Here is a 22,417-nt window from a genome sequence, read left to right as displayed (position 1 = left end):
AAGGCCCGTTATGTTCGATATTATCATCCGCAATGCCAATCTGCCCGATGGACGCAGCGGCTTCGACATCGGGGCAAGAGATGGCAAGATCGCAGCTATCGAAAAGCGGATAGACGCTCAAGCGGCTGAAGAGATCGATGCAAGCGGCCGACTGGTCTCTCCGCCCTTCTGCGACCCACACTTCCACATGGACGCGACGCTTTCGCTCGGCATGCCGCGCATGAATGTTTCCGGCACCTTACTGGAGGGTATTGCGCTGTGGGGTGAGTTGCGTCCGACCCTGACCAAGGAGGCCCTTGTCGAGCGCGCGTTGCGCTATTGCGATCTGGCCGTTAGTCAGGGGCTGCTATTCATCCGCAGTCATGTGGATACGTCCGATCCGCGGCTTGTGACCGCAGAGGCGCTGATCGAGGTGCGCGAGCGCGTAGCACCATATATCACATTACAGCTCGTCGCCTTTCCTCAGGATGGCTATTACCGTGCCAAAGATGGTGAGGCATCGCTGGAACGCGCACTCGACATGGGCATCGATATCGTCGGGGGAATTCCGCATTTCGAACGCACCATGGACGATGGGCGACGTTCGCTCGAAGCGCTCTGCCGCATCGCCGCCGAACGCGGCCTTCCGGTCGATATTCACTGCGACGAGACCGACGACCCGATGTCGCGACATATCGAGACGCTCGCCAGTGAGACTGTGCGATACGGCCTTCAGGGCCGTGTCGCTGGCTCCCATCTCACCTCGATGCATTCGATGGACAATTACTACGTTTCCAAGCTCATTCCACTGATGGCAGAAGCTGAGATCAATGTGATCCCCAACCCGCTGATCAACATCATGCTCCAAGGCCGCCATGATACCTACCCGAAACGCCGAGGCATGACGCGCGTGCGAGAATTGATGGCCGCCGGTCTCAACGTCTCCTTCGGTCAAGATTGCACGATGGACCCGTGGTATTCGATGGGCTCGGCAGATATGCTGGAAGTTGGGCACATGGCCATCCACGTTGCCCAGATGGGTGGCATTGAGGATAAAAAGAGAATTTTCGAAGGTCTGACCGTCAACTCCGCGAAGACCATGGGGCTTGAGGGCTATGGATTGGATGTCGGATGCCACGCTGATCTCATCATCCTGCAAGCTGCCGATGTTACGGAAGCCTTGCGCTTGAAACCGACCCGCTTGTTCGTGCTCAAAAATGGCAAGGTGATCTCCCGAAGCGCGCCGAGGATCGGAGAATTGTTTATCGACGGTCGACCATCGAGTATCGACCCTGGTCGCGATTACGTGCCGAGTAGGATATGACGCTTTGCAGCCTAAGTTGGCGTGTTTATCGCCTTGATGGGGTGCAAATCGTCGACCACTACGCGGCACACGATTTTCCAATGACATCAATTCATTGAACGCAACCCCTGCCTGTATAGCTATTGACTTGGCTAGTGATACAAAGCCCCAACACTATATTGGGCAGAACCACGTCAAAACTGACGTCCTGAAAAACGAAAGGCAACGTTGAGTGTTATTTGCAATCTAATGATTAGCTTTATCCGAAGGCTTGACTGGCAAGTGCCCAGGTCTTTGGTTTCAAATTTTTCAGATCTTCGTCCCCCTGCATCCAGCGCCCGCCCAATGACATGGTCGTGACAGTATCGAAAACGGCAAGTCCCGAGTTGGCGAGATATTCCGGAAATGCGCACCGTTCTTCTCTGGTATCGAGGCGCAGGAACTGTCCCGCATGTTCCAATACATGCGGATGCGTGACAGCAATCGCGTCCGCTTCATTGATTGCGACGACAGGGCCGATCAATGCGCCGCGTCCGAAACGACGGCAGAGCGAGAAGGCTTCGATGCGTTGCCCGCGCACCAGCACCACCCCTTTGGAAACCGGCAGCAGCGATTTGAACAGCACGTTGCGACTGGCACCGAAAGCGGTCGCATCGAGCGCAAGAATTGCTTCGACATCGCCAGGTGTCAGTGCGCGTAGCGCAGCGCCACCCGTGAGTGGGGGATTGGCGACCGGTGTCGCCTCCCCCTGGCACTGGAATACGGTCTCTTCGATTTCAAATCCCATGGACTGATAGAGCCGTTTCGCTGCGCGCGTGGCGTTCAGTCCGAACTGTCGTTTGCCCGCCTGCTGCATTACATGCAGCATCATCCAGCTTCCTGCCCCTCTCGCCTGAAGACGAGGAGGCGTGATGACCATACCAATCGTGGAAAATGTCGGCCCGAAATCGAACCACATGGCCGAGCCCGCAAGACGACCGATGGAGTCGACTGCGACGACACCATTGCCGTTTTTCAAAAGCATCTGCCAGTCTTTGGGGCGATGAGGCCAGCCAACGCCAACGGACAATGCGTGCAGCTTTTCTATATCTGCGCTGGCAATATCTTCCAGCGTCAGTTCAAAGGCCTCAAGCTGTATGGTGCCGTTATGATCCACCGCGTCCCCTGTGCAGGTTCCGTACGCCATGGGCATTCCCTGCATGTCATGAATTCGGCTTCCAGAAATACGGCATCGACGCCAAATATTTCAGTCGAATCCGCCCGACTTTCAGCAGTATCCACTAAAGCTGCGATGCTTTCGAGTTTTTCTGGCCAATAAAGTCTCTAGTTTGTCGCGAACAGAGCGCGAGGCTGGCATGAGTGAATTCGATATACTGGAACGACTGGTGTCATTTCCTTCCGTGGTGGGGCAGCCCAATGCGACGATCGTGCAATGGATTGCCGATTACGCTCGCAGCCACGGTGCACAGGTCACCACCGCCCTAGGACCAGAAGGCGATCGCTCGAACCTGTTCGCCACCATCGGCCCCCGCGATGTGCCGGGTGTCATACTGTCCGGCCATATGGATGTTGTTCCAGCGAGTGAAACGGATTGGTCGAGCGACCCGTTTTCCCTGCGTGCCGATGGCGACAGACTCTATGGGCGCGGCACCAGCGATATGAAGGGCTTCCTCGCCTGCGCACTTACCGCCCTGCCGGAATTTGCGAAAATGCCGTTAAAGCGGCCCATCCATCTTGCCTTTTCCTATGATGAAGAAGCCGGTTGCAAAGGTGTGCCGCATCTCATCAAGCTCATTCCGACGCTGTGCGCGCTTCCAGATATGTGCGTCGTGGGTGAGCCAAGCGGCTTGCGTGCCATCCGCGCCCACAAAGGCAAGGCGGCGGCACGGATCACTGTCCGGGGTCGCCCCGGCCATTCCTCAAGGCCCGATCTTGGTCTGAATGCCATCCATGCGATGAGCGAGATGCTGACAAGCGCCGTGAACGCCGCCAATGCGTTGACGCATGGCCCTTTCGATAGCAATTTCGAACCACCTTACTCTTCGCTTCAAGTCGGCACGATCAAGGGCGGGCAAGCCGTCAACATCATTCCCGATCTCTGCGTCGTTGATATCGAGGCAAGGGCAATTTCCGGTGTCTCGCCCGCTAGCTTGCTCGAACCGCTTCGCAACGCGACAGCGGCGCTGCAAGCGAAGGGTTTCGACGTCAGCTTCGATACACTAAGCGAATACCCGGCCCTGTCTCTTGCCGCAGGTGCACCCCTCACCGCCCTCATGCGAGACCTGACCGGCACCGAGCTACTGGCTGCCGTCAGTTACGGCACCGAAGCGGGGCTTTATCAGGCCGCCGGTATCGACAGCATTATCTGCGGTCCCGGTGATATCGCACGCGCACACAAGGCAAACGAGTTCATTACCCGCGAGGAACTCTCCTCCTGCCACCGCATGCTGCTTGAGCTTGGAACGCGATTGAGCGCCTGATGCGGCCAAATCGGTCAGATGTGCTGCGATCCATCGCTGCTTCAGTGCATCCTGCCGTTTGAAATACGCCAACTTTGCGTGACTGAAAGACGAGGGCTGGCGCATGACATTTCTGTTCAATTCCGACGCAGCGCGCGCGAAAATCTTCGCCGAGCACTTTGCGCAGGAGCTGCCAGATGTGCCGTTTTCCTCCGATCCGGCATCCGTCGATCCTGAAAACGTGCGCTATCTCATCACCTGGACGGCCCCCGCCGACCTTGCGCGCTATAAAAATATGGAAATCCTGTTTTCCATCGGTGCCGGTATCGATCAGTTCGATACATCGTCCCTGCCCGCCCATGTCAAACTGGTGCGCATGGTGGAAGACGGCATCATCAGAATGATGCAGGAATATGTGACGCTCGGCGTTCTGGCGCTACACCGTCGCCTGCCAGATTATCTGGCACAGCAGGCGAAAGCTGAATGGAAAGCATTGCCGGTAAAACAGGCGCACGAGCGGCGCGTTGGCGTACTGGGTCTCGGCCATCTCGGCAAGGCGGTGCTGGAGCGGCTGAAACCCTTCGGCTTTCCGCTCTCTGGCTGGAGCCGCAGCGCACATACTATCGATGGCGTCATCTGCCACCACGGCGCAGATCAGCTCGATGCCTTTCTGGCACATACGGAGATCCTCATCTGCCTGCTGCCGCTGACGCCTGAAACGCGCGGATTTCTGAATGCCGAGCTCTTCGCAAAGCTGCCCGCTGGTGCGGCCCTTATCCAAGCCGGGCGTGGGCAGCAACTCGATCAATTCGCTTTGATAGATGCGCTCAACAGCGGTCATTTGTCCGGTGCTGTGCTTGATGTGACCGACCCGGAACCGCTGCCTGCGGACCATCCGCTGTGGCAGCATCCCGGCGTCATCATCACTCCGCACATCGCCTCCGTCACGCAGCCGGAAACGGCAGCAATGGCCGTTATCGACAATATTCGCCGCCACACAAACGGCCTCGACCCCATCGGCCTCATCGACCGCAGCCGCGGCTACTGAACAGCACAGAAAGGACATTCCATGTCACTCATCACCCGTATCGACACCAACCCGCAGACCACGCCGAAAGAGGCGCTGCCGACTCCGGAGCGGCTCATTTCCGGCAATCCATCCTTCAAGACATGGGCGCTGGACGATTGCCGCGATGGCACCGTTCACACCGGCATCTGGGAAGCCACGCCCGGCGAAACACACTCCATCAAAGGCACGACCTACGAATTCTGCCACATCATCTCCGGGGTTATCGAGCTGGAAGAAAAAGATGGCGAAACCGTCACTTACCGCACCGGCGACAGCTTCATGATGAAGCCCGGTTTCGTTGGCATCTGGCGCACCATCGAGACGGTTCGCAAGATTTACGTGACCGTGACGGACCCGGCGTAAGGGCAACAAGGCGATGACGCTCAGCTTCGATCCAGACACGATTTCACTGCCGCATTACCACTTCATTGGCGGTGAGAAGGTGAATGCCAGCGAGGGCATAGCCATGCGCCGACCTTCGGATGGCATGGCATTTGGCGATTGTCCGGTCGCCAGCGCCGATCTTGTGGATCAGGCCGTTCAGACCTCCAAAACGGCACTCAAAGCCAGCAACTGGGGCGGCGTGCGCCCGCGAGACCGTGTCAGCGCCATGCAACGCTGGGCGGATTTGATCGAACAGGACGCGGAATATCTCGCAAAGCTGGAGGCCGTGTCCTCCACCCGTCCCGTTGGGCATCTGGTGGCAGGCGATATCGCTGTAACCGCCGAACAAATCCGCTTCTTTGCCGAATTTGCGGACAAGGAAGGCAGCGATCTCGTTCCCACCTCCGACGCCAGCCTTGGCATGGTCATGACCGAACCTTATGGTGTCGTCGGTGCCATCACGCCGTGGAATTTTCCGCTGTCGATGGCAGGTTGGAAGCTCGGCCCGGCTCTTGCCGCAGGCAATGCCGTGGTGCTGAAACCATCCGAAATGACGCCGTTTTCGACATTGCGCATTGCCGAGCTTTCGGTCGAGGCCGGCATTCCCGCCGGGCTCATCAATATCGTTCTGGGCAATGGTATGGTCACCGGCAATGCGATTACCGGTCATGCGGATATTTCCAAGGTCAGCTTTACCGGCTCCACCGCCGCCGGTGCCGCCATCATGCAGAATGTCGCGCGAACCGGCATCAAGCCGATGACGCTGGAGCTTGGCGGCAAGAGCCCGCAAGTGGTCTTTGCAGATGCCGATATCGAGCGCACCGCCAAGGCCGTGGCGCAGAGCATCATCTCCAATGCGGGCCAGGCCTGTGTGGCAGGCTCGCGCCTCATCGTCGCCAAGGAGATTGCGGAGGAACTGATTGCTGCGATCACCGCCATCATGCGCCGTGTCGAAACCGGGCCGACATGGGATGAGAAAACCCAATACAGCCCGATCATTTCGCAAAAACAGATCGAACGCATCGACGCCATCGTGCGTGCCGCCATTGGTGCGGGTGCAGAGTGCCTGACGGGTGGGCAGATCATGGATCGCGACGGCTATTTCTACGCCCCGACTTTGCTGGGCAACGTTACACAGGATTCGCCTGCCGTAACGGAGGAAATCTTCGGACCGGTTCTGACGCTGCAAACGTTTCAGGATGAGGACGAGGCGCTCGCCCTGGCCGACCATCCGACATACGGTCTGGCAGCAGGCGTCTTCACGTGTGATCTTTCGCGGGCGATACGTGTGACGAGACGGTTGCAGGCGGGCACGATCTGGGTCAATCGTTATGGCCGCTCTCGCGATCATATTCTGCCGACCGGCGGCTACAAAAGCTCCGGCATCGGCAAGGATTTGGGGCGCGAGGCCTATATGGCGAACCGGAAGTCCAAAAGCGTTCTGATCGATCTCTAAGGCGGATATTGCATATGAAAAACCATTCCATCGCACTCATTCCCGGAGACGGCATCGGCACAGCCGTCATCGACGCCGCCTGGGCCGTGTTGCAGGCAGCGGCGAAAAAGCAGGGCAGTTTTACGCTGAGCGAGACGACATTTCCGTGGTCCTGCGCCTTCTACAAGGAAACCGGCGCGATGATGCCCGCCAATGGAATAGAAACCCTGCGCGGTTTCGATGCCATTCTATTGGGTGCCGTTGGTTGGCCAGCTGAGGTGCCGGATTCCGTTTCGCTGCATGGGTTGTTGCTGCCAATCCGCAAGGCCTTCGTGCAATATGCCAACATCCGCCCCCATCGCCTGTTGCCGGGTGTCGAAGGGCCATTGAAGAAGGACGCTTTCGATATTCTGTGCATCCGAGAGAATACCGAGGGGGAATATTCCGGTGCTGGTGGCCGGGTCCATGTCGGCACGCCGGATGAAGTGGCCGTCGAAACCTCGATCTTTACCCGCACAGGCGTGGAGCGCATCCTGCGCTTCGGCTTCGAGCAGGCACGCTCCCGTCGCAAGAAACTGGCGTCTATCACCAAGTCCAATGCCCAGAAATATTCTATGGTCTTTTGGGATGAAATGACGGCTAAAATTGCGACCGAATATCCGGACGTGGAGGTGACCAACTACCATATCGACGCCATGGCAGCGCGGATGGTCATGGCACCGGAAACACTGGATGTCGTCGTGGCCTCCAACCTCTTCGGCGACATTCTGACCGATCTGGGTGCTGCCATTCAGGGTGGGCTTGGCTTCGCAGCATCAGCCAACATCAACCCTGACAGGTCGGCGCCTTCGATGTTCGAGCCCGTGCATGGCTCGGCACCCGATATCGCCCATCTCGGCATTGCCAATCCCATCGCAGCCATATGGTCGGGCGCGATGATGCTCGATCACCTCGGCGAAAAACAAGCCGCCGCCGATATTATCTCGGCCATCGAGGCGGCCACCGCCAAGGGTGTTGGAACCGTGCCTGGCAAGGACAAAACCGACGTGATTACCGCCGCCGTGCTGAGTGCATTGGCTTAGAGGAGAAAATGGAATGAATGCTCTAAAAGATCAGGGCCTGTTTCAGCAGCAAGGTTTCATTGGCGGTAAATGGCTGAATGCAGGCTCGGGCAAGACAGTCGATGTCATCGATCCCGCCACGCAAAAGGTGCTGGGTACCGTGCCGGATATGGGCGGCGATGAGAGCCGCGCGGCCATCGATGCGGCAGCCAAGGCCTTCACACCGTGGAAGGCCAGAACCCATGCCGAGCGCGCAGCCCTTCTGGAAAAGTGGTACGCGCTGATGATCGAGCACGAGGACGACCTCGGGCTGCTGCTGACCATGGAACAGGGAAAGCCACTCAGCGAAGGCAAGGGTGAAATCCGCTATGGCGCATCCTTCGTCAAATGGTTTGCCGAGGAAGCCCGCCGCATCAACGGCCACACCATTCCATCCCCCACCACAGATCGTCGTATCGTGGTGTTGAAGGAAGCGGTGGGTGTCTGCGGTATCATCACGCCGTGGAACTTTCCCAATGCGATGATCACCCGCAAGGTGGCACCAGCTCTTGCCGCCGGATGCACCGTCGTCATCAAGCCCTCCGAATTCACGCCCTATTCTGCGCTGGCTCTGGGGGTGCTGGCAGAGCGGGCGGGCATTCCGGCAGGCGTCATCAACATTGTCACCGGCATGCCAACGGAAATCGGCAACGAGTTGCTGTCCAACGAAACGGTGCGCAAGATTTCCTTTACCGGCTCCACGCGCGTCGGCTCGTTGCTGATGCGAGGTGCCGCAGACAGCATCAAGCGCCTGAGCCTCGAGCTTGGCGGCAATGCGCCCTTCATCGTGTTCGACGATGCCGACATTGATCTCGCCGTCGAAGGTGCGATTGCGTCCAAATTCCGCAATGGCGGCCAGACCTGCGTCTGCTCCAACCGCATTCTGGTTCAGTCCGGCGTTTACGATGCCTTTGCCGCCAAACTATCGGCAAAGGTTTCCGCCATGACGGTCGGACCGGGCACGGAAGCTGGCGTCACAATCGGTCCAATGATCAACGCAGCCGCCATCGACAAGATCAACCGCCATGTCGAAGACGCACTCTCCAAGGGTGCCGAAATCCTGTCCAAGCGACCGACATTGCCTGCGGGCGATCAATTCACGGCACCCATCGTGCTGGGTGGTGCCACGACGGACATGCTGTTGGCCGGCGAGGAAACCTTCGGGCCTGTCGCCCCGCTCTTCCGCTTCGAGACGGAAGAAGAGGCGATTGCCATTGCCAACGGCACGCCCTTTGGCCTTGCGGCCTATTTCTACACGGAAAGCCTAAAGCGGTCCTGGCGCGTGGGGGAAGCCTTGGAGTTCGGCATGGTCGGGCTCAACACCGGTTCCGTTTCCATGGAAGTCGCACCCTTCGGCGGCGTCAAGCAATCCGGCCTTGGCCGTGAGGGAGCGCAATGCGGTATCGAGGAATATCTGGAGACCAAGGCCTTCCATATCGGCGGCCTGAACTGAAACGAAAAGGCCCGCTACGGCGGGCCTTTTACTTTTACTGAAACTTGTCGAGCATCTTGTAATAGAACCCCACCACAGGCAGGAACCAGGGCTTGCCGGAATAGCCAGGCACGGCATTCCAATCCAGACCTCTCAGCGGATTGCGATCCGGCTTCTCGAGCAGCTTATCGGCAATCAGCGTTCCCATATGGATCGACATCTGTGCGCCGTGGCCGGAATAGCCCATGGCAAAGTTCAGGCCTTCGACTTCGCCTGCGCGCGGGAAGCGGTCGCTGGTCATGCCCACGAGACCACCCCAGCAATAGTCGATATCGACACCACGCAACTGCGGGAACATCTCGGCCAGGCCGCTCCTCAGAATTTCACCGCTCTTGGCATCCGACCGCGCATCCGATGTTGCGGAAAAACGAGCTCGCCCGCCAAAGATCAGCCGGTTATCCGGCGAGAGCCGGAAGTAATTGCCGATATTCATGGAGGTGACGCAGGTGCGGTTGCCGGGCATGACGGAAGCGACTTCGGAATCGCTGAGCGGTCGTGTCGCCACGATAAAGCTGCCGACCGGAATGATGCGGCGTTTGAAATAATCGAACGGGCCAGACGTGTAGGCATTGGTGGCCACGACGACATTGCGCGCCTCGACAAAGCCGCGCGGCGTCGTCAGCCGATGAATGTCACCCTGTTCGCTGCGATCCGTGACCGGAGCCTTTTCGAAAATGGTTACGCCGTGACGCACGCAGGCTTGCGCGATGCCATGCACGAAACGGCCCATATGCATCATGCCGCTTTTCTTCGACAGCATCGCGCCATGGAAATCATCCGAACCGATTTCCGTCTTGAGATCAGCCTTGGAAAGAAGCGCGGTATCGGGATCAATCTCGCGATGGACGACCTCGAAATTCTTCGCAATCGCATCCATGTGGGCGGGCTTCGATGCCAGTTTCAGCTTGCCGGCACGGCGAAAGCTGCAATCGATGCCCTCTTCAGCGACAATGGCCTCGATCGTATCGACTGACGCGTCATAGGCGCGGTAGAGCGCGCTGGCACGCTCCACGCCCAAATGGTCCTTCGCCGAGATGAAGCTGTGGGCGATGCCGTTGTTCAGATGCCCGCCATTGCGGCCGGAGCCGCCAAAGCCGACATGCTGCGCCTCCAGCACCACCACTTTCGCGCCGCCCTTGGCCAGACTGCGCGCTGCGGACAGGCCGGTAAAGCCGCCGCCGATAATGGCGACATCGAAAGTACCTTCCACCTGTCCCGTTGCCGCAGAGGTAAAGACGGGGGCCGTGTCGTGCCAGTAGGATTTGAACTGCATCGTCCTCATTCCCCTTTGTTTACTGCGTTAAAGCCCGACGACGCCAGCGAGACCGGAGATATCCTTGATTTCCGTATAGCCGTAATAGGGATTGGCCGGTTCATGGCCTCTGTTAACCCAGACCTTGTTCTTGATGCCCAGATCATGCGCAGACATCAGATCGTAGCGGAACGATGAGGAGACGTGGAGAATGTCTTCCGGGTTGCAGCCCAGCATGTCGAACATATATTCGAACGCCTTGAAGCGCGGCTTATAGGCATTGGCCTGCTGCGCTGTGTAAACCGCATGGAAAGGTGCGCCCAGCTTTTCCACATTGTGCATGATCTGCTCGTTCATGGCGTTGGAGAGAATGACCAGCGGAATTTCCTTGGCGACCTTGGACAGACCGGCAGGCACATCCGCATGCGGACCCCAGCTCGGCACCTGCTCGTAAACGAAGCGGCCATCTTCATCCTTGAACGTCACACCATTCTTGCGGCAGGCGCGCTCCACGGCGTTGTGAACGACTTCATTATAGGGCTTCCAGTCTCCCAGAATTTCATCCAGCCGGTAGGCCGCAAAGTTCTTGATGAACTGCGCCATCTGCTGTGCATCCAGCCGGTCGCCATAAAGCGCCTGTGCCGCTTCCGCCATCTGGAAGTTGGTCAGCGTACCGTAGCAATCGAAGGTGATGTACTTTGGGCGAAACTGGGTCATGTCGTTCTGTCCTCTGGATTGGCCTTAGGGCTGCGCTGTTTATGACATCATAATAGTTGCCGGAATTCGGCTGCGGTCACCGCAATCACCCTGAAGCGAAGCAGATTGTTGCGTAAAGATGCGGCGCTTTGGCAGAGAGTTGCGCCAACCCGTCTTGCCAGGGCGATCCTCGGGACCATCCGCCATCGCCGCAGCATAAGATGCGGCAGCCCCCGCCACAGACAGCGCAAACTGATCGAACCGACGCTGAGGTCAGGACGATCTTCTTTGCACCAAAGGCTATCAATGAAGAAAGCAAACATGCCGCGAGGGAATACGCCATGCTGGCGAACCAGATCGATCTCGTTGAATTCACGCCCGACCATCTGGAGGGTGCACTGGCGCTCTCGCAACAAGCGCAATGGCCGCACCGGATCGAAGACTGGGCCATGGGTCTTGCGCTCAGCAAAGGCGTCGCTGCCGTGCACCAGGGCCGTGTTCTCGGAACAGCCATGGCCACGCTCTATGGCGATGATGTCGCGACCATCAACATGGTCATTGTCGATGAAACCATGCGTGGGCTTGGCATCGGCAAGCGCCTGATGGATTTTGCGCTGAACGCAGCAAGTGGGCGCGAATGCAGGCTAGTTGCCACGCAGGACGGATTGCCGCTCTATGAAAAGCTTGGTTTTCGCGAGACCCACCGCATCGTCCAGCATCAGGGACAGGTCTCCTCCATTCAGCCAGGTGAAGGTGTGGAGTGGGCTGGCACGCAGGATATGACGGAATGCCTGAGCCTTGATCGCGCGGCCTGCGGCATGGATCGCCGCAATCTGCTTGGCTACCTTGCCGAACATGGCCGTCTTGCCGTCATTCGTCGTGATGGCCGAATTTTCGGCTTCGGTGCTATTCGCCACTTCGGGCGGGGTGAGGTCGCCGGGCCTGTCGTGGCAGAAAATGCTGACGATGCGAAAATGCTGCTTTCCTTTCTGTTTGCCGGAAAGGACGGGCGTTTTCTCCGTGTCGATACAAGCGAACAAACCGGCCTTGCGCCGTGGTTGACGGGCCTTGGTCTGTCCCATGTCGGCGGCGGTATTGCCATGGTGCGGGATGCTAAGCCGCGCGAAAACACCAAGTTTCAAACATTTGCATTGGCCAGTCAGGCCCTCGGTTGATCACGGAGATCGTTATGCTCAGCAATTCCCTTATCGAACTCGACCGCGCCCATCTGGTCCACCCCGTTGCCTCCTACAGAGGCCATGAAAAGCTCGGCGTCCGGGTGCTGAAATCCGCCAAAGGGGCCACCGTGACCGACATGAGCGGCCATCAGATGATCGACGGCTTCGCCGGTCTGTGGTGCGTGAATGCTGGCTACGGCCATGAAAGCATCGTTGAAGCCGCCGCAAAACAGATGCGCGAGCTGCCCTATGCGACGGGCTATTTCAGCCTCGGTTCGGAAGCCGCGATCCGTCTGGCATCGGAACTGGCCGATCGTTCGCCGGGCGATCTCAACCACATCTATTTCACGCTGGGCGGTTCTGATGCCGTCGATAGCACCGTGCGCTTCATCCGCTATTACTACCACTCTCTCGGAACACCGCAGAAGGACCAGTTCATCTCGCTGGAGCAGGGCTATCACGGTTCCAGCACGGTCGGTGCTGGCCTGACGGCGCTTCCGATATTTCATGCGGGCTTTGGCCTGCCGTTCGATTGGCAGCACAAAATTCCGTCGCACTATGCCTATCGCAACCCCGTCGGCACTGACCCGCAGGCCATTATCGCCTCTTCCATTGCAGCGTTACGGGCAAAGATCGAAGAGATTGGGGCTGAGCGTGTCGCCGCATTCTATGTCGAGCCGATTCAAGGCTCGGGCGGCGTGCTGGTGCCACCGCAGGGCTGGCTGAAGGCCATGCACGAGGTCTGCAAAGAGTATGATGTGCTGTTGGTTGCCGATGAGGTCATCACCGGCTTTGGCCGAACCGGCCCGCTGTTTGCCTGTTCGGAAGATGATGTGATACCGGATTTCATGACCACGGCCAAAGGCCTGACCTCCGGTTACGTGCCGATGGGTGCTGTGTTCATGTCCGACAGGGTGTATAATGTCATTGCCGATGGTGCCGGTGCTGCTGCTATCGGCCACGGCTACACCTATTCGGCCCATCCCGTCAGTGCTGCTGTGGGGTTGGAGGTGCTCAGACTGTATGAAAACGGGCTATTTGAAAACGGCGTCAAGGCGGGTGCGCGGTTGATGGCCGGACTTCATAGCCTTGCGGACCATCCATTGGTCGGCGATGTGCGCGGTCGCGGCATGCTGGCGGCCATCGAGCTGGTGACGGACAAGCAGAAGAAGACGCCTTTGCCCGCTGCTGCCGACCCATCGCGCCGCATTTTCGACCGCGCCTGGGACAATGGCCTCGTCATTCGCGCCTTCGGAAACGGTGTTCTTGGCTACGCGCCGCCACTGTGCTGCACAGAAAGCGAGATCGACGCCATCATAGAGCGTACGCGCATGACGCTGGATCAGACGCTGGAAGACCCGGATGTGCGCGCCGCCATGGCTTGATGGGGCTGCGCTGGAAATACCGCTTTGACGGCATATTCAGAATATTGTGCCGCAGGGGTCCGGTCTTTCAGCGAATCCCGCGATCAATTGTTGCGATGATAAACGGAAAGAAGGCGGGAATAGCGCAAAAAGCCACCGCCCAAGCCGGGAACAGAGCGATTACGGATCCAAACTGACAGCATAGAATTCTGCGACGATATCAAGACCCATCCGCGATCCGCTTGCAAAACAGGAGCATGACATTGCCGAAGAGTTTAGCAGACTTCAAATATCTGAGCTTCGACGTGGTCGGAACGCTGATCGATTTTGAAAGCGGCCTAACGACATGCCTGAAGCAGATTGGTGAAGAACACGGCGTCACTGTTGATACCGAGACTGCTCTGACGCTCTACCGCAAAGCCCGGTACCTACCGGATGTCGGCCTGTTCCCGGTTGATCTCGTTCGGGTTTACCTGGTGATCGCGCCCGACCTTGGTCTGCCTGCCGAGCGCGCTCTGGGTGAACGGCTTCGCGATTCCGCAAAAAGCTGGAAGGCTTTTCCCGATAGCGCTCACGCACTCGCGCGACTTGCCAAGCGCTACAAGCTGATTGCCATGACGAATGCCCAGCGCTGGGCTTTCGAATGTTTTTCTGAAGAGCTCGGAAATCCGTTCTACCAGGGCTTCACGGCTGACGACACCGGCACGGAAAAGCCCGACCCTGCCTTTTTCGACTATGTCTTTGAGTTCGTTCAATCCGAAGGCCACAGCAAGGACGATATTCTGCACGTTGCCCAGAGCCAGTACCACGACATCGGGATTTCCCGAAAGCTGGGCATGACGAATTGCTGGATCGAAAGACGCCACGCGCAGAAGGGCTACGGCGGAACCATCGAGCCGGAAAACTTTACCAAACCGGATTTCCATTTCACCTCCATGGCAGCACTCGCCGATGCCGTCGAGGAGAAAGCCAACGCCTGACACTGCCCTCCATGGGTAAAAGCGGCGCGCATAAGCCGTTCGACCCGCATGAATTTAACAAAAGGGGAATGAACATGACCGATAAAACACTCATCAACTGGACTTCCGCTGACGATGCGATGGTTGAAAATGCCATTCGCCGTGGCGCGAGCCGTCGCGATCTTCTCAAGATGCTGATGGCGGGTGGCGTTGCCATGACCGCTGGCTCCGCCATTCTCGGACGCGCGGGACAGGCCTTGGCTGCTGCTCCTGTTTCCGGCGGCGCGCTGAAGGCGGCTGGCTGGTCGTCGTCAACCGCAGACACGCTCGATCCGGCCAAGGCATCGCTTTCCACCGACTACGTTCGCTGCTGCGCCTTCTACAACCGCCTGTCGACTATCGATCAGGCCGGTATGACGCAGATGGAACTGGCCGAAAGCATCGACAGCAAGGACGCCAAGGTCTGGACCGTCAAACTGCGCAAGGGCGTGTCCTTCCACAACGGTAAGTCGCTGACCTCGGCAGACGTCGTCTATTCTCTCAAGCGCCACCTTGACCCTGCCGTCGGCTCCAAGGTCAACTCCATTGCCAAGCAGATGACCGGCTTCAAGGCCGTCGATGATCTGACCGTCGAAATCACGCTTGAAAATCCCAACGCCGATTTGCCAACGATCCTTGCGCTGCATCACTTCATGATCGTAGCCGACGGCACCACGGATTTCGCGAAGGCCAACGGCACCGGCGCGTTCGTCTGCGAAGTGTTCGAACCCGGCGTCCGCTCCGTAGCCACGAAGAACAAAAACTACTGGAAATCCGAGGGACCATATCTCGATTCCTTCGAGTTCTTCGCGATCTCTGATGACACGGCTCGCGTCAACGCCCTTCTGTCAGGCGACATCCAGCTCGCGGCAGCCGTCAACCCCCGTGCCATTCGTCTGATGGAAGGTCAGTCGAACGTCGTCATTTCCAAGACGACGTCCGGCAACTACACCAATCTGAACATGCGTCTCGATATGGCACCAGGCAACAAGGCCGATTTCGTGCAGGGCATGAAATATCTGGTCAACCGCGAACAGATCCAGAAGTCCGTGCTGCGTGGCTTGGCCGAGATCGGCAACGACCAGCCGGTTTCGCCCGCCAATATGTATCACAACAAGGATTTGAAGCCGAAAGCCTTCGATCCTGACAAGGCTAAGTTCCATTTCGAGAAGTCCGGCCTTATGGGTCAGTCAATTCCGATCGTCGCTTCGGAGGCCGCAGCATCCTCCATCGACATGGCCATGGTGGTTCAGGCGGCAGGTGCACAGCTTGGCATGAAATTCGATGTCCAGCGCGTTCCTTCTGATGGCTACTGGTCGAATTACTGGCTGAAAGCGCCCATGCATTTTGGCAATATCAACCCGCGCCCCACACCGGATATTCTTTTCTCCCTCCTCTACGCCTCCAACGCGCCATGGAACGAAAGCCAGTACAAGTCGGAGAAGTTCGACAAGATGCTGGTCGAAGCGCGCGGCTTGCTCGACATCGAAAAGCGCAAGGCGATCTACAACGACATGCAGGTGATGATCGCGGAAGAAGCAGGCACGATCATCCCGGTCTATATTTCCAATGTCGACGGCATATCGTCCAAGCTTAAAGGCCTCAAACCCAGCCCGCTTGGCGGCATGATGGGTTATGCCTTTGCGGAACATGTCTGGCTGGAGGCCTGATCCGGGCGCGTTGCCTGCCGCAGAGTGCGGTGGGCAGATGTCCCGTTTCTCCCACGCATTGCTATCCACGGCCTTTGGCTGGACAATGCGATGTGTGGGAGCAGTGATCCTGTCCGAAAGAGAGGGCGCATGAACAAACATGTCCTTGCACTTGTGGTGAATCGGCTTTTCATCGCAATTATCACATTGTTGATCGTCTCCTTTACGGTGTTTTTCGCAACCGAGATGTTGCCTGGCGATGTCGCGCAGATATTGCTGGGGCAATCCGCAACGCCCGAGGCTGTCGCTGGTCTTCGCACGGCCATGCATCTGGATGACCCTGCTATCCTGCGGTTCCTGCGCTGGCTGGGCGGTCTTGCCATGGGTGATCTCGGCAAGTCCTATGCGAACAACATGGCCATTGCCGATCTCATCGGTGGGCGTCTGGCAAACACCTTGAAACTGGCCACCGTCACCGCGCTGTTTTCCATCCCCATTGCGCTGACGCTGGGCATCACCGCCGCTATCATGCGCGGTACCGTCTATGACCGCATCGTAACGACCGTCACCATCGCCGTGATTTCGGTGCCCGAATTCATGGTCGCCACCTCTGCCGTGCTGATCTTTGCGGTCTACCTGAAGTGGCTACCCGCCCTTGCCTTTGCCAACGAGGTCCATTCCCTTGGAGAGTTGCTAAGGGTCTTTGCGATGCCGGTGATCACTTTGAGCTTTGTCATCTCAGCGCAGATGATCCGCATGACACGCGCCGCCGTGATTGAAACGCTCGATACGCCCTATGTGGAAATGGCACTGCTGAAAGGCGCTTCGCGTTCGCGCATGGTGCTGCGGCACGCATTGCCCAACGCACTTGGCCCTATAGTCAATGCTGTCGCGCTCTCTGTGTCCTACCTGCTCGGCGGCGTCATCATTGTCGAGACCATCTTCAACTATCCCGGCATTGCCAAATTGATGGTGGACGCCGTTTCTACCCGCGACCTGCCCCTCATCCAGACATGCTCGATGGTTTTCTGCGTCGGTTATCTCGTATTGATCACCATTGCCGATATCATTGCCATCGTCGCCAATCCGAGGCTTCGTTGATCATGGCCCGTATCGCTCTTTCTCCCAGACGCTTCGGTTATCGTTTCAATGCCATCGGCATCGCAGCACTGACGGTTATTCTTCTCTGGGCGCTGATTGCAATCTTCGCGCCACTGCTCATTCCCTATCCAGTCGGTGATATCGTTGATTTCGATTATTTCGGCCCGATGTCTGAAAAGTTCATCATGGGTACGGACTATCTCGGCCGGGATGTCTTCTCGCGTATCCTGATGGGCGCGCGTTACACGGTTGGAATTTCGCTCGCTTCCGTGGCCATCGCCTGCTTTGCCGGTGTGACGCTCGGCATGTGCGCGGCGGTTGCGGGTGGATGGTTCGACCAGTGCCTATCGCGCTTCCTCGATGCGCTGATTTCCATTCCCAGCAAGCTGTTCGGTCTCGTCATCGTCGCGGCACTCGGACCATCCATCCCAATCCTCATCATGACGATGGCGATCATCTACATGCCGGGCTCTTATCGTTTCGCTCGCGCTCTTGCTGTCAATATCAACACAATGGATTTCGTCACCGTCGCGCGGGCGCGGGGCGAAGGTGTGTTTTACATCATCCGTGCTGAAATCCTGCCCAACATATTGGGCCCGGTGTTGGCCGATTTCGGTTTGCGCTTCGTGTTTATCGTGCTGCTTCTGTCGGGTCTTTCGTTCCTTGGCCTTGGCGTGCAACCGCCCAATGCGGACTGGGGCGCGCTGGTGCGGGAAAACATTGGCGGCCTGTCCTTCGGCTCACCGGCGGTGATGTTCCCCTCAGTCGCCATCGCCACCCTCACCATCAGCGTCAACATGCTGATCGACAATCTGCCGCAGAAAATTCGAGACCGGAGTGCGTGATGGCCAACCTCATTGAAGTCCGTGACCTGAAGGTCGAGGCCAAAACCGATACGGGCCGCATCGTGGAAATCATTCGCGGTGTGAGTTTCGACATTGCCGAGGGCGAAATCGTAGCACTCATCGGCGAGAGCGGTTCCGGCAAGACCACGATCGCGCTGACGATGATGGGGCACACGCGCCCGGGCTGTAAAATCGTCGGTGGCTCTGTCCGGCTAGGCGCAACGGATATGGCAGCAACATCGCAAAAAGCCTTGTCGAAACTGCGTGGCACCGATGTCGCCTATGTTCCGCAAAGTGCCGCCGCCGCCTTCAACCCAGCCCAGCGGATTATGGATCAGGTCATCGAAGTCGTGCGCATTCACGGACTGATGAACGATTCAGAGGCAAAAAAGAAGGCGGTCGAGCTGTTTCGTGCGCTGGCCTTGCCCAATGCCGAAACGATTGGCGAGCGTTATCCGCACCAGGTCTCCGGCGGGCAATTGCAGCGGCTCTCGGCTGCTATGGCGCTGATCGGCAATCCGCGGCTGGTGATTTTCGATGAGCCGACGACCGCACTTGACGTCACAACTCAGATCGAAGTGCTGCGCGCCTTCAAGTCCGTCATGAAGGAAGGCAATCTGGCTGGCGTTTACGTCTCGCATGATCTCGCGGTCGTCGCTCAAATCGCAGACCGTATCGTTGTTTTGAAAGGTGGCGAAGTCCAGGAAATCGGCACCACGAACCAAATTCTCAACCAGCCGAAGCACCCCTACACACAAGAACTACTCGCAGCCTTCAAACCCCGCATTCACGCCAGTGCCGTCGATGCAGATACGGCAGCGGCCCAAACGCCCTTGCTGGAGGCCAAAGGTATCGTCGCAGGTTACGGCCCCATCCAACCAAACGGACTGCTACTGGCTGTCGCCCTGAAATCGGTCGATATATCCCTGGAAGAAGGCCGTAATCTCGGAATAATCGGCGAGTCCGGTTGCGGAAAGTCTACCCTTGCCCGCGCCATCGCAGGCATCCTGCCGCCGGTTTCAGGCCACGTGATTTTTGATGGCCGCGAACTGGCCCCGAATGCACGGGATCGACAACGCGAAGAACTTCGCAAATTGCAGATCGTTTTCCAGTTTGCCGACACCGCGCTCAACCCGTCAAAGTCTATATCCGATATTCTCGAGCGTCCGCTTGCTTTCTATTACGGCATGGACCGGCGCGGACGCGAAGCGCGGGTCGACCAACTGCTCGACATGGTACAACTGCCTCGCGCGATGAAGTTCCGACGTCCCGCAGAGTTGTCGGGCGGGCAGAAGCAACGCGTCAATCTGGCCCGCGCGCTTGCGGCCGATCCAAAAATCATTCTCTGCGATGAGATAACATCTGCACTCGATACGGTCGTGGCCGCTGCCATCATCGATCTGCTGAAGGAATTGCAGCGAGAGTTGAAACTTTCCTACATCTTCATCAGCCATGATTTGTCTGTGGTTCAGGCAATTTGCGATGAGATCGCCGTCATGTATGCAGGCGAAAAGGTCGAGCAGATGCCGCCCTCGGCCATTGGCAACGCCAATGCTCACCCCTATTCGAAACTTCTGTTTTCATCCGTTCCCAAACTTGACACCGGATGGTTGGATGGGTTGGAGCGCGACCCGGAGCTGGTGCGCGCGTTCTCCAAACGTTGAGCGCAGAACGCGCTACATCGGGAACAGGCTGGTCAGCGGCATGTGTGGCTTGACGATGGGGGATTTCAGCACGACGAAGCTGAAATATTTGTCGATACCAATATCCATGTCGATCAAACGCTCCATGATCGTCTGATACTCACCGATGCTTCCCGTGACGAATTTGAGCAGATAATCGTAGCCACCGGACACCAGATGGCACTCGATCACGGAATCCAGCTTTTCGACAGCTGCGAGAAACCGGGCAAAATCAATCTGCCGATGGTTTTTCAGGGTCACTTCGGTAAAGACGGTCAGCGTCTGGCCAAGCTTGCCGATATTGATCTGCGCTGAGTAGCTTGTGATGAACCCTTCCGACTGCAATTTCTTGACGCGCATCAGGCACGGGCTGGGAGATAGATTGACGAGGTCCGCCAATTCCACATTTGTGATGCGGCCGTTTTTTTGAAGTTCGTGGAGAATCTTGATATCGATCCGGTCAAGCTTCATGGCGCCACACATCCTGTTGGGTCATCGTCCCGCAGCATAATATGCGGCACACTGACCAGCGCAAGCGAAACTGCCGTTACCCCGACGTTACAAGGGCTTCAGATGCAAATTTAGCAGATAGATGCGGAGGAGCGACGCGCTGCAGAATAAAATTCTGTAGAGGCCTCATCTTGCGGCAGGTGCGAAACAGCCTTTCCGCTAGTATGAAGCGTCCATAGGAGAACGCAATGCCCGCACCGCTTTATCGCATCGAAAGTACATCGCAATTGCCGAGGGAAGCCGATGTCGTCGTCATCGGAGGAGGTGTGGCGGGCGTTTTTTCTGCCTACTACATGGCTCAGCGCGGGTTGAGGGTTGCGCTGGTTGAAAAGGGTCTGATAGGGGCTGAACAGAGCAGTCGAAATTGGGGCTGGTGCCGACAGCAGAACCGGGATGCCCGAGAGCTTCCCATGTCGACGCACAGCTTGGCGCTGTGGGAGCGTTTCGCGCAGGAAACGGGCGAAGAGACCGGATTTCGTCGTTGTGGACTTCTCTATCTCAGTAACAACGAAGCCGAACTTGAAGGCTGGGCACGCTGGCGCGATTTTGCCCGCACGGTTGGCGTTACCACCCATATGCTGAGCGCAGACGAGGCAAAAGAGCGGGGCAGAGCCACCAATAGGGATTGGAAGGGCGGCGTGTTTTCGCCGACAGACGGCATCGCCGATCCATCGCGAGCCGCACCCGTTGTTGCGCGTGCGGTGATGAAGCTTGGCGGAACGGTACACCAGATGTGCGCTGCCCGCGGTCTGGAATTGCAGGCGGGAAAAGTGTGCGGTGTTGTCACTGAAAACGGAACGATCGCGACCAAAACAGTGGTGTTTGCGGGCGGCGCATGGGCATCGTCCTTCTGTCACCAGCTTGGCGTCCGCTTTCCACAGGCAGCCGTTCGTTCATCTATCTTATCTGTGACCCCAGGTGCGCGAGGCCTGCCGGATGCCTTACACACGGCAGATGTGTCCATCACCAGGCGCAGCGATGATGGTTACACGCTGGCAATCAGCGGCAGGGCGCGTGTCGATCCCACACCGCAACAGCTCCGCTTTTCCCGCGAATTCGTACCGATGTTTCTAAAACGTCGCAAAAGCCTGGCACTCGGCGGGTTGGAGGGCTGGAAGGCTGGCCATGAGACGCTGAAGAAATGGTCCATGCACGAGATCACTCCCATGGAGAAAAACCGTATCCTTGAACCCAAGATAGATCAGACCCAGATCAACGAAACCTTTCGCCGGGCAAAGGATTTGCTGCCCGAGCTACGCAAGACGACCATCGCCAACGCCTGGGCCGGTTTCATCGACAGCACGCCAGACGGCGTGCCGGCGATTGGCGAGATCGATACTGTTCCCGGACTTGTCTTGGCCGCCGGTTTCAGCGGCCACGGCTTTGGTATTGGCCCCGGTGCGGGACATCTGGTCGCCGATATCGTGGCCGGGGCAACGCCAATTGTCGACCCCGTTTCCTATCGTCCCGCCCGTCTGAACACATCGGTCTGGGGCAAGGTCGCAGATTTCTGATCCTTGGGGTCGAAGCGAGAGAAGTGCAAAAACCGGGAGCGAAGCGCGAACGGAATAAGGAATTATGCGACCCGCCAGAACTGCTGCCAGCGGGTGGCACTATCGATGCGCGAGCGCTTCCTCATAGCCCAAGGTTGATGGCAGCAAAGCCAGCGATGGAAATCAGCGTGGCCAGACCGCCCGCTTTCCAGAGATCGACAAGTGCAACGGAAAACAATGCCGGTAACAAGTTTCCGAATGAAACCGCAAAGGATGATGCCAATCGCGCTATCGCACGGCGGCATAGAGCTCGCTACAAGGAATTCGTGGTTCTGGATGAATGCGACAATTGCGAAGTTTCGGTAAGGCAGCGTGAGCAGGAGCGTCAACTGGAAGCAGAAGAGCGATAGCACCAGCTGAAAAAGTGG

Annotated in this window: 20 protein-coding genes and 1 pseudogene; 16 read left to right on the top strand and 5 right to left on the bottom strand. The window is 57.8% G+C overall.

What is annotated here, in order from left to right; all coding sequences use genetic code 11:
* Nucleotides 1-10: 10 nt before the first annotated feature.
* Complete coding sequence (locus tag ASF29_RS08210) at nt 11-1,303, top strand: amidohydrolase family protein (RefSeq protein ID WP_062450203.1); 1,293 nt, start codon at nt 11-13, stop codon at nt 1,301-1,303.
* 238 nt (nt 1,304-1,541) lie between these two features.
* Here the strand turns inward: ASF29_RS08210 and ASF29_RS08205 are convergent, their stop codons facing one another.
* Nucleotides 1,542-2,468: a GNAT family N-acetyltransferase gene (locus ASF29_RS08205; RefSeq protein WP_062450323.1), complete on the bottom strand. Its 927-nt coding sequence runs from the start codon at nt 2,466-2,468 to the stop codon at nt 1,542-1,544.
* A 169-nt stretch (nt 2,469-2,637) separates the two neighbouring features.
* On the opposite strand from ASF29_RS08205, the gene argE reads away from it, so the two are divergent.
* The 6 genes from argE to ASF29_RS08175 all read left to right on the top strand — a co-directional run bounded on the left by argE (nt 2,638) and on the right by ASF29_RS08175 (nt 9,182).
* Complete coding sequence (gene argE, locus ASF29_RS08200) at nt 2,638-3,762, top strand: acetylornithine deacetylase (RefSeq protein ID WP_062450202.1); 1,125 nt, start codon at nt 2,638-2,640, stop codon at nt 3,760-3,762.
* 103 nt (nt 3,763-3,865) lie between these two features.
* The gene (locus ASF29_RS08195; protein ID WP_062450201.1) at nt 3,866-4,789 is read left to right on the top strand and encodes a glyoxylate/hydroxypyruvate reductase A; all 924 of its coding nucleotides are present in this window, start codon (nt 3,866-3,868) and stop codon (nt 4,787-4,789) included.
* A gap of 21 nt (nt 4,790-4,810) precedes the next feature.
* Complete coding sequence (locus ASF29_RS08190; protein ID WP_062450200.1) at nt 4,811-5,173, top strand: cupin domain-containing protein; 363 nt, start codon at nt 4,811-4,813, stop codon at nt 5,171-5,173.
* A gap of 13 nt (nt 5,174-5,186) precedes the next feature.
* Nucleotides 5,187-6,650 carry an aldehyde dehydrogenase family protein gene (locus tag ASF29_RS08185; RefSeq protein WP_062450199.1) on the top strand — a complete coding sequence of 488 codons (1,464 nt, stop codon included), beginning with the start codon at nt 5,187-5,189 and terminating at the stop codon, nt 6,648-6,650.
* A gap of 14 nt (nt 6,651-6,664) precedes the next feature.
* Complete coding sequence (locus ASF29_RS08180; protein WP_062450198.1) at nt 6,665-7,711, top strand: tartrate dehydrogenase; 1,047 nt, start codon at nt 6,665-6,667, stop codon at nt 7,709-7,711.
* Between the two features lie 13 nt (nt 7,712-7,724).
* Nucleotides 7,725-9,182: an NAD-dependent succinate-semialdehyde dehydrogenase gene (locus ASF29_RS08175; protein WP_062450197.1), complete on the top strand. Its 1,458-nt coding sequence runs from the start codon at nt 7,725-7,727 to the stop codon at nt 9,180-9,182.
* Nucleotides 9,183-9,216: 34 nt separating this feature from the next.
* On the opposite strand, the gene ASF29_RS08170 is transcribed toward ASF29_RS08175, so the two are convergent.
* Complete coding sequence (locus ASF29_RS08170; protein ID WP_062450196.1) at nt 9,217-10,494, bottom strand: FAD-binding oxidoreductase; 1,278 nt, start codon at nt 10,492-10,494, stop codon at nt 9,217-9,219.
* Nucleotides 10,495-10,521: 27 nt separating this feature from the next.
* The gene (locus ASF29_RS08165) at nt 10,522-11,190 is read right to left on the bottom strand and encodes a haloacid dehalogenase type II (RefSeq protein WP_062450195.1); all 669 of its coding nucleotides are present in this window, start codon (nt 11,188-11,190) and stop codon (nt 10,522-10,524) included.
* Between the two features lie 320 nt (nt 11,191-11,510).
* On the opposite strand from ASF29_RS08165, the gene ASF29_RS08160 reads away from it, so the two are divergent.
* From ASF29_RS08160 to ASF29_RS08130, 7 genes are all read left to right on the top strand, one after another.
* Entirely contained in the window at nt 11,511-12,344 is an 834-nt protein-coding gene (locus ASF29_RS08160; protein ID WP_062450322.1) for a GNAT family N-acetyltransferase, read from the top strand.
* A 14-nt stretch (nt 12,345-12,358) separates the two neighbouring features.
* Nucleotides 12,359-13,732, top strand: a complete 1,374-nt coding sequence (locus ASF29_RS08155) for an aspartate aminotransferase family protein (RefSeq protein ID WP_062450194.1) — start codon at nt 12,359-12,361, stop codon at nt 13,730-13,732.
* A gap of 242 nt (nt 13,733-13,974) precedes the next feature.
* A complete protein-coding gene (locus tag ASF29_RS08150; RefSeq protein ID WP_062450321.1) occupies nt 13,975-14,691 on the top strand; it encodes an HAD-IA family hydrolase in 717 nt (238 codons plus the stop codon).
* A gap of 74 nt (nt 14,692-14,765) precedes the next feature.
* Nucleotides 14,766-16,379 (top strand): ABC transporter substrate-binding protein, encoded by a 1,614-nt coding sequence (locus tag ASF29_RS08145; protein WP_062450320.1) that lies wholly within the window; start codon nt 14,766-14,768, stop codon nt 16,377-16,379.
* Between the two features lie 129 nt (nt 16,380-16,508).
* The gene (locus tag ASF29_RS08140; RefSeq protein WP_062450193.1) at nt 16,509-17,459 is read left to right on the top strand and encodes an ABC transporter permease; all 951 of its coding nucleotides are present in this window, start codon (nt 16,509-16,511) and stop codon (nt 17,457-17,459) included.
* Between the two features lie 2 nt (nt 17,460-17,461).
* Nucleotides 17,462-18,304, top strand: a complete 843-nt coding sequence (locus ASF29_RS08135; protein WP_062450192.1) for an ABC transporter permease — start codon at nt 17,462-17,464, stop codon at nt 18,302-18,304.
* Complete coding sequence (locus tag ASF29_RS08130; RefSeq protein WP_062450191.1) at nt 18,304-19,968, top strand: ABC transporter ATP-binding protein; 1,665 nt, start codon at nt 18,304-18,306, stop codon at nt 19,966-19,968. Before ASF29_RS08135 ends, ASF29_RS08130 begins: the two co-directional genes overlap by 1 nt.
* Nucleotides 19,969-19,980: 12 nt before the next feature.
* Here ASF29_RS08130 and ASF29_RS08125 read toward each other — a convergent pair whose 3' ends face one another.
* Nucleotides 19,981-20,457, bottom strand: a complete 477-nt coding sequence (locus ASF29_RS08125) for an Lrp/AsnC family transcriptional regulator (RefSeq protein WP_062450190.1) — start codon at nt 20,455-20,457, stop codon at nt 19,981-19,983.
* Nucleotides 20,458-20,684: 227 nt separating this feature from the next.
* Between ASF29_RS08125 and ASF29_RS08120 the strand changes: the two genes are divergently transcribed.
* A complete protein-coding gene (locus tag ASF29_RS08120) occupies nt 20,685-22,010 on the top strand; it encodes an FAD-binding oxidoreductase (protein WP_062450189.1) in 1,326 nt (441 codons plus the stop codon).
* A 68-nt stretch (nt 22,011-22,078) separates the two neighbouring features.
* Here ASF29_RS08120 and ASF29_RS24875 read toward each other — a convergent pair.
* Nucleotides 22,079-22,230, bottom strand: a pseudogene (locus ASF29_RS24875) (sugar ABC transporter permease); the annotation flags it as partial.
* On the opposite strand from ASF29_RS24875, the gene ASF29_RS08115 reads away from it, so the two are divergent.
* The gene (locus ASF29_RS08115) at nt 22,178-22,399 is read left to right on the top strand and encodes a hypothetical protein (RefSeq protein ID WP_156462574.1); all 222 of its coding nucleotides are present in this window, start codon (nt 22,178-22,180) and stop codon (nt 22,397-22,399) included. The pseudogene ASF29_RS24875 and the gene ASF29_RS08115 sit on opposite strands and share 53 nt — an antisense overlap.
* Nucleotides 22,400-22,417: the final 18 nt, after the last annotated feature.

The sequence above is a fragment of the Rhizobium sp. Leaf262 genome (assembly GCF_001422245.1).
GTDB lineage: Bacteria > Pseudomonadota > Alphaproteobacteria > Rhizobiales > Rhizobiaceae > Agrobacterium.
Note: the sequence above shows the minus strand (reverse complement) of the source record. Positions and strands in the feature narration are given on the sequence as shown.